Origin of the sequence: Arthrobacter sp. NPDC056727, assembly GCF_042790555.1 — a bacterium.
Lineage (GTDB): Bacteria > Actinomycetota > Actinomycetes > Actinomycetales > Micrococcaceae > Arthrobacter.
This window is the reverse complement of the sequence record NZ_JBHTZA010000030.1, coordinates 45,551-55,690: the sequence shown is the minus strand read 5'-3', so window position 1 is coordinate 55,690 and position 10,140 is coordinate 45,551. Positions and strand designations below refer to the sequence as shown.

The following is a 10,140-nucleotide window of genomic DNA, read 5'->3' as shown; positions in this document are numbered from 1 at the left end:
AGGATCCGACCTCTCCGTCCACACCCCCGATGACCTCAACCGCATCGCAGCCAAACTTAACCGCCGGCCCCGGCCAACCCTCAACCTAGACACCCTAGCCAACCGACTCACCCAGCTGCTACAAGCGGCATAAACCCACGCGTTGCACGCACCCATTGAATTTGCCGGCCCTCCAACCCGCGATACGTGTACAAAAACTCAATCCGGGAAGGCGGAGCCGAGGGTGGACAGCACCCCGTAGGCCTTGGTGCGGATCTCCTCGTACTCGTCCTGCGCCACCGAGTCGGCCGTGATCGCTCCGCCGACGCCAAGGCTGAGCCGCACCTGCCCGCCGGCGCCGCCGTCCTGCACCACCAGGGTGCGGATGGCCACCGCCAGGTCCGTGGCCCCGTTCAGCGAGAAGTACCCGATCGCCCCGGAATACACGCCGCGCGGGCCCTCCTCCAGCCGGTCGAGGATGGCCATGGTGCTGATCTTCGGGGCTCCGGTCATGGAGCCGGCCGGGAAACAGGCGGCCACCGCTTCGGCGCGCGGCGACCCCGGCAGGAGGACAGCATCGATGGTGCTCACCAGCTGGTGCACGGTGGCGTAGCTTTCGATCTCGCACAGCCGGCTGACCGTGACCGACCCCGGCTCGGCGAAGTGGCTGAGGTCGTTCCGGAGCAGGTCCACGATCATGATGTTTTCCGCCCGGTCCTTGAGGGACGTTGCCAGGTCGTGGCGGAGGGCCGCGTCGGTTTCCGGGTCAGCAGCCCGGCGGCGGGTTCCCTTGATCGGCTCGGCGCGCATGCCGCCGTCGGACGCTATCCGCAGGAACCGCTCCGGTGACGTGCTGGCCACCGTGAGCCCGCCGAAGCGCAGGTAGCTCGCGAACGGGGCCGGGTTCCGCCGCCGCAGGGCAAGGTACGCGGCCCACGGGTCGAGCGCCGGCACCTTGGCTTCAAGGGTGGTGGTGAGGCAGACCTCGTAGGAATTCCCCTCGGTGATCTGGTGCTGGGCTTCGGCGATCTTCCGCTTGTAGCTCGCCTCGCTGTCCCGGCCGGCGAAGGCCGGGGCTCCGTTACTGGCTCCCGCTTCCGCAAGTACGACGGCGTTGCTGCCGCCGCCTTCCGGTGCGGCACTCACCGCCGCATCGGCCACCGCCTCGCGGGCGCGGGCCAGCCAGCCGGCGGCGTCGGGGGCGTCGAGGGCAAGCAGCCAGACCGTGTTGTCCGTGTGGTCCAGCACCACGGCCCGGCCGGCAAAGATCAGGCCCGCATCGGGCGTGTCCGAGGGGACGTCGTGCCCGCCGGTTTCCCGCTTGAGTTCATACCCGAGGTAGCCCAGCCAGCCCAGCGTGAAATCGCAGGGGTAGTCCTCGGCGCCGCGCACCGCCTTGCGTCCCCACACCGTTTCCAGCCAGCGGAAGAACGGGCCGGACACTGTGGCCGTGGCGCACCCTGCCGTGACCCGAGTGACGCCGGAACTGTGCAGCACGGACTGGCCGAACGTGCCGCCGTCGTCGGCCAGAATGCTGAAGCGGCTGCGCTCCGCCGCTGGGGTTTCCATGCCGGGAGCGGCTGCGCCGGCAACACGCAGGGAGGAGTCCAGCCAGACAGCATTCCCGGAAGTTCCGTAAAGTGCCTGAAAAAGTGATGCCGGGTCCGGGCGGGCTTCGATGCGTTCGGACAGCAGGCGCAGGCCGCGCCGCGAGGAGAGCTCGGGAACCAGCGCTGTGGTGAGGCCCGGAAGGTAGGTGAGGGCCTGCAGGGCGTCCGCCGGGGCAGTTCCGTCCGCGCGGTTGAGCACCCGGACATGGGCATGCTGCGGGATGTCGTCCACGGCCAGGAGTTCGTCTTCCTGGCTGGCCCATTGGTCCCAGAACGGCTCATAGGTGTCGCCGTCGCGCTCCAGTGCGCGGGTGCGGCGCTCGCCGTCAGGGGAGTCTGCCCAGATGACGGCGTCCAGCAGGGGCCAGGCCGGGGCGGCCGCCGCCCCCACGCCCTCCACGATCACGATCTCGGCGGGCAGCGTGACCCTCGGGCCGCCGTCGCAATGGTTTTCCCAGTCCCAGCTGACCCATGTGGCTGCTTCGCCGCGGCGTAGGGGCACCAGCACCGTTTCCACGTAGCGTTCGATGCCGGCGGACAGTCCGTCCCAGCCGGGATAGATGTCCTCCAGGTGGAACAGCGAGACCTTGTGGTGGTTCCGCAGCCTGGCCGCGAGCTCAATGGCCAATGTGGTTTTACCTGCGCCAGACCGCCCATCAATGGCGATGATCACAGGTGCGGGGGTCATGAAATAGAGCGTACCTGCTGGCTGTCCTGAACTTGGACGATGTGAAGCGGGCTGCTGCCAACGGACCGGGTGTGACGCTTGCCGGTGCGGGTCCGGCGGGCTTCCGGTCGTCGGGCGGCCGCCTCAGTGACGGCCCCGTCATGGCCGGCCGCGAGAGCGTCCTGCACATAACGGACGACGCCGGGGACTGCGGCCTGGACCTGGTCCCACACCGCTTCGAAGTCGGCATGGCCGCCGTACCACGGGTCCTCGATGCCCTGTTCCAGCGGATCCCCGTCCGTCAGGGCGGGGTCGAAACTGCGGAGCATGCGGACCTTGGCCAGCGCCTCGTCGTCCGGGGCAGAAGCCCGGAGCCAGCCGTAGTGGTCCACGTCCAGGGCCAGGATCAGGTGCCGCTCGGCGAACCACTCGGAACGCCATTCCCTCGCAACGTGCCGGTCGGAGAGCAGGTTGTGGGTGGTGAGCTTGCGTGCGGCCCGCGGGTCGATGGGGCGCCCTGCCTCGTAGGCGGTGGTGCCTGCGGAGTCAACGGTCACCGCGTCCTCGAGCCCGGCTTCCGTAAAGGCAGCCTGGAGCATCAGCTCGGCCATGGGGGATCGGCAGATGTTGCCGGTGCAGACGGCGATGACGCGGTATGGGCTCGTCGTTGAGTTCATGGGGATAGCATGCTGGATGACCGGCCCCCTTGGCTAGTAAGTGCACTTATTATCGACAGGATTCGTAAAGTTGCCGGATTTGCCGGTCATAAGATTGCGGCGGTGCCGTGCCCGGGCTTAATGGATGAGGGCCAGCAGGACGCCCACCGCGACGAAAAGGACGCCGAAAATCCTGTTGAGCAGCGTTTGGCCGTGGGCATTGTGGGTAAAGCGCTGGAACGACTTAGCTGCGGCCGCGAAGAAGAACCACATGACGAGGATGTCGATGACCACCACGGTCGCCGCAAGTACGGCGTACTGGGGCAGCAGCGGGTTGGCGGGCCGGATGAACTGCGGCATGAAGGCCAGGAAGAACACAATGGCCTTGGGGTTCAGCAGATTGACCCACAGTCCCCGGCGGAACATGGACCAGGCGGGCTCGTTCCGGAGCGCGGCCACCTTCTCCTGGTCCAGGTCCGGTTTGCGCAGGAACTGCCTGACACCCAGGTAAACGAGGTAGGCGGCACCGGCGTAGCGGATGGCGTTGAACGCAACGGGAGAGCCGGCAACCAGGACGCCGACGCCGAGGGCCACAACGATGACGTGCAGAATCAGGGCGGCCTGCTGGCCGAGGATGCCCCAGATGGAGCGCTTGAACCCGGCGGTCAGCGAGTTGCTCATGGTGTTGATGGCGCCTGCGCCCGGAGTGAAGCTGATAAGTACGCCGGCGCCCGCGAGGGCCAGCCACAGGGAGAATTGCACCCATCAAGTTTAGTGCCGGGTGGCGCCGCGAATTACCAAAAGTGGCCGCTTGGAGGGGCCGGGGGCGGCCCTTTTGGGCAAATGGACGACGCTGGGCCCAAGGTGCACGTGAATGGCGCCGGCCCTACGCCCGGGCGATGACCTCGCCGTTGGGGATGAGGAACCAGCCGTCATCGGTGGAACCCCAGCGGTGCCAGCCGGCCGAAATGCGCGTGAGGTCCGCCTCCTGCGCGAAGCCGTACTCGAGGGCCTGCTCCGCGAAGGCCGAATGGAGCACGCGTTCGCCCCACACCCTGGCCTGCCAGCGGCGCTGCTGCCCGGTGGCGTAGAGCCAGTTGCTGCTGGTGGGCGCCACGTCCGTGAAGCCGGCGGCCTGCGCCCACGAGACCAGCCGGCGGCCGGCGTCGGGCTCCGCGCCGTTCCGGCGTGCGATCCGCTGGTAGAGGTCCATCCACTCGTCGAGCTCCGGAATGGCGGGATACCAGCTCATGCCGTGGAAATCCGCATCGCGGACCGCAACGATGCCGCCGGGCCTGGCCACCCGCCGCATCTCCCGCAGCGCCTCCACCGGATCGGTCAGGTGCTGCAGGACCTGGTGGGCGTGGACCACGTCGAAGGTGTCGTCCTCGAACTCAAGATCGTAGATGTTGCCCGCCACGAACTCCACGTTCCCGACGCCGCGGTCGGCCGCCAGCTCGCGTGCGTGGGTGATCACGTCGGGGGAGCGGTCCAGCCCTGTCACCTTCCCGGGGGCGACCAGAAGCGCGAAGTCGCACGTGATGCTGCCAGGCCCGCACCCGACGTCGAGCACCGCTACGCCCGCGGTGAGGTGCGGGACGACGAATGCGGCCGAATTCTCCGCCGTCCGCGAGGCGTGGGCGCGGACCACGGACTCGTGGTGGCCGTGAGTGTAGACGTCTTCCGGCTGCGTGCTCATAGGGAAACGCTACTCCTTCTCCGCCCGCCGGGAAGGTAGCGGCCGGCGTTGCCAGGGCGCGCCGGAGGCCTCGTGGCTGGCCTCGACCGTGGCTGCGATCATCGCGTCCATGAACCGGGCGGCCGTCTCAAGTTCCTGTGCCGTGAACGCGGCCATGGCGCTGTCCATGCGGCGGGCCAGAGGCAGGAACATGGCGGAGCCGTCGCGGTATGCCTTGTCCGTCATCCGGAGCTGCACCTGCCGGCGGTCCTGCCCTTCGCGCACCCGGACCAGGTGCCCGGAACCGCAGAGCCGGTCGACGAGCGCCGTGGTGGCCGGGGAGCTGAGGTTCAGTTCCTTCCGCAGGGTTCCCGGCGTCACGACTTCGCCGCTGGCCGCGTGCCTCATGACGGCAGCCAGGGCGTTGAGGTCCGTCCGGTGCATGCCGTTCCGGCCGCCCGCTGAGTCAACGTAGCGGTTGGCCTCCAGGGTGAACTCCTGAAGAAGCCGTACCAGGGGGTGCTGGGTTCCCGGGCCTGAGGGGGCCGGGCCGTCGGGCTGCCGCGGGGTGCCGGGCTTCTCCGTCATGGCTGCCTCCTCTTGTCGCTGGTGCCTTCCGGAGTTTACAGCCAGGGCATCCGCACTCCCGGGTATATATCTCTATGATCGAGATAGTCTATGCTGGAACCATTATCCACGACGGCCACTGGCCGCCGCACCCGGGAGGTCTTCCGCATGAACCAGGCAGTCCGCACTCCGAGCGTTCCCTTCTGGCTCCGGTGGGTCATTCCGCTGGTCCTTGTGATCGGCTGGGTTGCCATTGCCGGAGTGGGCGGTCCCACGTTCGGCAGGTTGGATGAGGTCTCGTCCAACGACCAGGCGTCCTTCCTTCCGGCCGGGGCGGAGGCCACCGAGGCCCGCGAGTGGCAGCAAAAGTTTCAGGACTCCGGCGAGGTGCCGGCCGTCGTCGTTATTGAAAGCTCCAGCACCCTCACCCCTTCCCAGCTGGGGACGGCCGCCGCCCTGAAGTCCAGGCTTGAGGACCTCCGGGTGGGCAGCACGGTGGTGGGGCCGGTTCCCTCGCAGGACCAGAAGGCCGTGCAGTTCATCGTCTCCGTCGCCGCAGCTGAGCCTGCCGGTGCCGTCGAAGAGCTGCGCCGGGAGGTCAGTTCAGGCGCGCCGGAGGGCACGCAGACATTCGTCACAGGACCCGCCGGGCTCGCGGCGGACCTGACGGGCGCCTTCGCCGGGATCGACGGCATCCTGCTGCTCGTGGCGCTGGCGGCGGTGTTTGTCATCCTGCTGGTGGTCTACCGGTCCCTGCTGCTGCCCTTCGCCGTGCTGCTGACCTCGGTGTTTGCCCTGTGCGCAGCCATCCTGCTGGTGTTCGGCATGGCCAAGGCGGGCTGGATCCAGCTGAACGGCCAAAGCCAGGGCATCCTCTCCATCCTGGTGATTGGCGCGGCCACGGACTACGCCCTGCTCTATGTGGCCCGCTTCCGCGAGGCACTTGAGCACACGGCCAACCGCACGGCGGCCGCCCTTGCTGCCTGGCGGACGTCCTTCGAGCCGATCCTGGCATCCGGCGCCACCGTGGCCATCGCCCTGCTGTGCCTGCTGTTTTCCGACCTCAACTCCAACAAGGCGCTGGGTCCCGTGGCGGCGGCCGGCATCGTGTGCTCACTTTTCGCGGCGCTTACCCTGCTCCCCGCCTTCGCGGCGCTCCTGGGGCGTGCCGCGTTCTGGCCGTTCCGGCCAAAGCTCCTGCCCGCAGAAGCCCGTGAACAGGAACTGACCACGGGGCTGGAGGGCCAGCGGGGGCTGTGGCGCGCCGTCGGGACCCTGGTGTCACAGCGTCCCCGGACGGTGTGGGTGGCATCCGTGTTCCTGCTGGTCGCCGCCTCGGCAGGGATCCTGCAGCTGAAGGCCAACGGCGTGCCGCAGACCGCCGTCATCCTCAGCGCCTCCAATGCTGTCGATGGACAGGGGGCGCTGGCGCGCCATTTCGACGCCGGCAGCGGCAGTCCGGCGGTCATTGTCTCCAGCCAGGCGAAGGCCGGGGAAGTCCTGGAAACGGTCAAGGCCACCGATGGCGTGGGGGCTGCCTACCTTCTGGCCGAGGGCAGCGTGCCCATCACGGGAGCGCCGGGGTCCCCCGCCGTGCCGGCCGTCCGGGACGGAATGGTGCTGATCAATGCCACACTCGACTTCGCGGCCGATTCTGACGCTGCGGAGCATGCGGTGGCGGCCATGCGTGCCAGCGTGACGAGCGTGGATCCCGAGGCGCTGGTCGGCGGCGTGACCGCCACCGCGCTGGACACCAACACCACCGCCCAGCGGGATCTGGCCACCATCATTCCCGTTGTTCTGGCCGTCATCCTGGCCATTCTCATGCTGCTGCTCCGGTCCGTCCTGGCACCGGTCCTTCTGGTGGCCTCGGTGGTGCTTTCCTATGCGGCGGCCATGGGCATATCCGCCCTCGTGTTCAACAGCGTGCTGGGCTTTCCCGGGGCCGACGCCACCGTTCCGCTGTTCGGCTTCGTGTTCCTGGTGGCGCTGGGCGTGGACTACAACATCTTCCTCATGAGCCGGGTCCGCGAGGAGTCGCTGAAGCATGGCACGAGGCCGGGGCTTCTGCGCGGGCTGGGCGTGACCGGCGGCGTGATCACCTCGGCCGGCGTGGTCCTGGCGGCCACGTTTGCGGCACTGGGCGTCATCCCCATCATGTTCCTGGTGCAGCTGGCTTTCATCGTGTCATTCGGGGTGCTGCTGGACACGGTCCTTGTGCGCTCGCTCCTGGTTCCGGCACTGGCCTACGACCTGGGCCGCCGCATCTGGTGGCCGGGCAAACTGGCCCGGCGCGATGCGCGCGAAACGGCACGTGCGGACGAGGCGGCGGAGGCTGGCGTCCGCTAGGCGTCCGCGGGAGCCCCTGCCGAGGTTCCCTCCGGGGCTGGTCCCGTGCCCGGGCCGAGTTCCGAGCGCCACCACTCGACGGTTGCCCTGGCTGCCACGTGCAGGGGCGTCGGGTGAAGGCCCAGCTGTTCCTCGCTGGCCCGTGAATCCATCATGAAGGGCTGCTGGAACTGGTAGAGCGTTTCGCCAAGTTCCCGCATGCCGGTGGAGAAGAGCCCCAGGGCGCGCAGGACCCAGCCGGGCACGGCCCGGACCCTCGGCGCCGGCATCCCGGCGGCCGCGGCGAAGGCATGGGCGATCTGGTGCTGGGTGAGCGGTGGATTGGTGGGCGCGTGCAGCACCCGGTTCCAGAGCTTGGCCTCCCCGGCCGCCCGGATCATTGCCGCGGCCAGATCAGGAACGTAGGTAAAGGAGTGAGGCTGGTCCGCGCTTCCCACCACCTGCAGCGAATGCCCGGCAAGGATGGCCGGGACCATACGCTCACCGGCATGGGCCATCCGGACGCGGGGGCCGAAGAAATCGCCGGCCACCACCGAGACGGTGTCCGTGGGGCTCGCCACCCGCGACCGCAGCAGTGCCGTGCGGATGCCCCGCTTGCCGCCCGCTGCGTCCCGCGGGCTGTCTTCGGTCATCACCTGCCGCGGATCGCTGTAGGAGTAAAGGCTTTCGGGGAAGACGACGACGGCGCCCGCCTCGCCTGCCGCCGCCAGGACCGCCTGCTCGGCGGCCGGCAGCTCCCGCTGCCAGGCCGCGGCGCTGTAGGAGGAACCGTGGATGCAGTGGAAGACCGCCGCCGCACCCTCGAAAGCGTCCCCCAGCAAGCCGGGGTTCGAGGCATCCACCTTCAGCTTCTCGATCAGCGGGTGGTCGGGGCCGCTGCCGGAGCGGGTGAGGACCCGGACCCGCCCGCCCCGCTCCGCCAGTTGCTCTGCCACCGTCCAGCCCACAGGGCCGGCGCCGGTGACCACGTAAAGACCGGACATTGAATGTTCTCCTTCTTGCGGATGGCTGCGGATGGTTCCGGAGGACTAGTTGAGAGCACTGCTCTCGAAGCAAGAATGCTGCTGCCTGCGGTCAAAGTCAAGAGCACTGCTCTCAATTGTTGACACTGCTCTGATCCGTGCCATGCTGGGCTCATGCCAGCCACCTCCCAGACCGCCAGGGCGCAGTTGCGAACCCCCCGCGAGCGGGCGCGGGCGCAAACCATCGCCGACATTGTGGAACTGGGCCGGAAGCACCTGGCTGAGCACGGGGCTGCCGCCCTCTCGCTGCGGGCCGTTGCCCGCGACCTGGGCGTGGTGTCTTCTGCCGTCTACCGGTATGTCGGGAGCCGCGACGAACTGCTGACCCTCCTGCTCGTGGACGCTTACAACGACCTCGGGGACGCTCTGGATGCCGCCGTCGGGACCGTCCCGGAGGAAGATTCCGAAGGACGCTTCGCCGCGCTGGCCCGGGCTGTCCGCGCCTGGGCCCTCGCCGAGCCTGCGCGCTACGGACTGCTGTTCGGCAGCCCCGTGCCGGGTTATCGGGCGCCGGCGGAACGTACCACCGCACCCGGAACGAGGGTGGTCAACGGCCTGGTGCAGATCCTGGACGGCGCGCACCGGGCCGGCCGGCTGGCCGCGCGCGGGACCGTGGCCGTGCCCCCGGGGCTGGCGGCGGACCTTGAGGCCATCCGGCGTGAGCTGAATGCGGCAGTTCCGGACGTCCTGCTGGCCCGCGGCGCCCTCGTGTGGACGTCGCTTTTCGGAGCGGTCAGTTTTGAAGTGTTCGGGCAGTACGGAGCCGGCACCTTTTCCGCGCCCGATGAACTGTTCGAGCACCACATAGCCGCGCTGGCCGATCTCGCGGGACTGTAGCCCGCATGGATCCGCTGTTGCAGGATGCGGCCGCCCCGGCCCTGTTGCTGCCCGCGCAGGCTGAGTAGACTGCGACTGCGCCCGGACCAGGCGCGCCAGTCCTTTCGAAGGAGTGATCAACCGATGACCGAAAACAGTGAGTCCGGCGCCGAGGGCAAGACCCACAACAGCTCCAGGTATCCGGCACTCGAGGGGGACAGCGGCCAGTACGTGGAGGGCGATTACGGCGACGCCGGCGTCGCCGGAAGTGAGCCTGCCGGCGAGCCGCAGGGCGATTACCCGGCGGGGGATTACGGCGCTGCGGGGACGGTGGAGCCGGCCGGCGAGGTCGAGGAAGGCGAATATCCGGAAGGCGACTACGGCCGGGCCGGAACCGTCGGCCAGGAGCTGCCCGGAGATGAAGAGGGCGAGTACCCCGAGGGTGACTATGGTGCCGCCGGGACGGCCCCGGAGGGCGGTGTCGCCGAAGACCTGAAGGATGACCTGGCCGACGGCCAGGTCAACGCGCCGCGGAATGATGACGGCGGCCGGTCCTCGGGAGGGTAAAGCGGCGGTTCACGCTGGGCGAAATCCGGCTGCCGCCGTCGAACAGCCCCCGGTTCCCTGCCGATTTTCCGCGGAAAACCGGGGGTTTTCCTTAGTCCTGCCACTGCGCGGCGCCAAACTTGAGTGCATCTGACTCAACTTTGGATTGACTTAAATTCCGTGCTGAGTAAAGTTGAGTGCAGACCGCTCAAGGAAGTGGGCGACCCCAAGTTTCCAAGGAAAGAAGGAA

The 10,140-nt window shown here is 68.5% G+C and carries 8 protein-coding genes and 1 pseudogene; 3 read left to right on the top strand and 6 right to left on the bottom strand.

Going from position 1 to position 10,140, the window contains the following annotated elements; all coding sequences use genetic code 11:
* Positions 1–198 precede the first annotated feature (198 nt).
* From pabB to ACFRAH_RS21655, 5 genes and pseudogenes are all read right to left on the bottom strand, one after another.
* Positions 199–2,277 carry an aminodeoxychorismate synthase component I gene (gene pabB, locus ACFRAH_RS21675; protein ID WP_377992969.1) on the bottom strand — a complete coding sequence of 693 codons (2,079 nt, stop codon included), beginning with the start codon at positions 2,275–2,277 and terminating at the stop codon, positions 199–201.
* 146 nt (positions 2,278–2,423) lie between these two features.
* Positions 2,424–2,933 (bottom strand): annotated as a pseudogene (locus ACFRAH_RS21670) (low molecular weight protein-tyrosine-phosphatase); the annotation flags it as partial.
* Positions 2,934–3,050: 117 nt separating this feature from the next.
* Complete coding sequence (locus ACFRAH_RS21665) at positions 3,051–3,674, bottom strand: LysE family transporter (protein ID WP_377992968.1); 624 nt, start codon at positions 3,672–3,674, stop codon at positions 3,051–3,053.
* A 124-nt stretch (positions 3,675–3,798) separates the two neighbouring features.
* On the bottom strand, positions 3,799–4,611 hold the full coding sequence (locus tag ACFRAH_RS21660; RefSeq protein WP_377992967.1) for a class I SAM-dependent methyltransferase: 813 nt from the start codon (positions 4,609–4,611) through the stop codon (positions 3,799–3,801).
* Positions 4,612–4,620: 9 nt separating this feature from the next.
* On the bottom strand, positions 4,621–5,178 hold the full coding sequence (locus tag ACFRAH_RS21655) for a MarR family winged helix-turn-helix transcriptional regulator (protein ID WP_377992966.1): 558 nt from the start codon (positions 5,176–5,178) through the stop codon (positions 4,621–4,623).
* Between the two features lie 147 nt (positions 5,179–5,325).
* On the opposite strand from ACFRAH_RS21655, the gene ACFRAH_RS21650 reads away from it, so the two are divergent.
* Entirely contained in the window at positions 5,326–7,506 is a 2,181-nt protein-coding gene (locus ACFRAH_RS21650) for an MMPL family transporter (RefSeq protein ID WP_377992971.1), read from the top strand.
* Here the strand turns inward: ACFRAH_RS21650 and ACFRAH_RS21645 are convergent.
* A complete protein-coding gene (locus tag ACFRAH_RS21645; protein WP_377992965.1) occupies positions 7,503–8,489 on the bottom strand; it encodes an NAD-dependent epimerase/dehydratase family protein in 987 nt (328 codons plus the stop codon). The two genes, ACFRAH_RS21650 and ACFRAH_RS21645, sit on opposite strands and share 4 nt — an antisense overlap.
* A 153-nt stretch (positions 8,490–8,642) precedes the next feature.
* Between ACFRAH_RS21645 and ACFRAH_RS21640 the strand changes: the two genes are divergently transcribed.
* The gene (locus tag ACFRAH_RS21640) at positions 8,643–9,365 is read left to right on the top strand and encodes a TetR/AcrR family transcriptional regulator (protein ID WP_377992964.1); all 723 of its coding nucleotides are present in this window, start codon (positions 8,643–8,645) and stop codon (positions 9,363–9,365) included.
* Positions 9,366–9,488: 123 nt separating this feature from the next.
* Positions 9,489–9,911, top strand: a complete 423-nt coding sequence (locus ACFRAH_RS21635) for a hypothetical protein (RefSeq protein ID WP_377992963.1) — start codon at positions 9,489–9,491, stop codon at positions 9,909–9,911.
* The last annotated feature ends 229 nt before the right edge of the window (positions 9,912–10,140 follow it).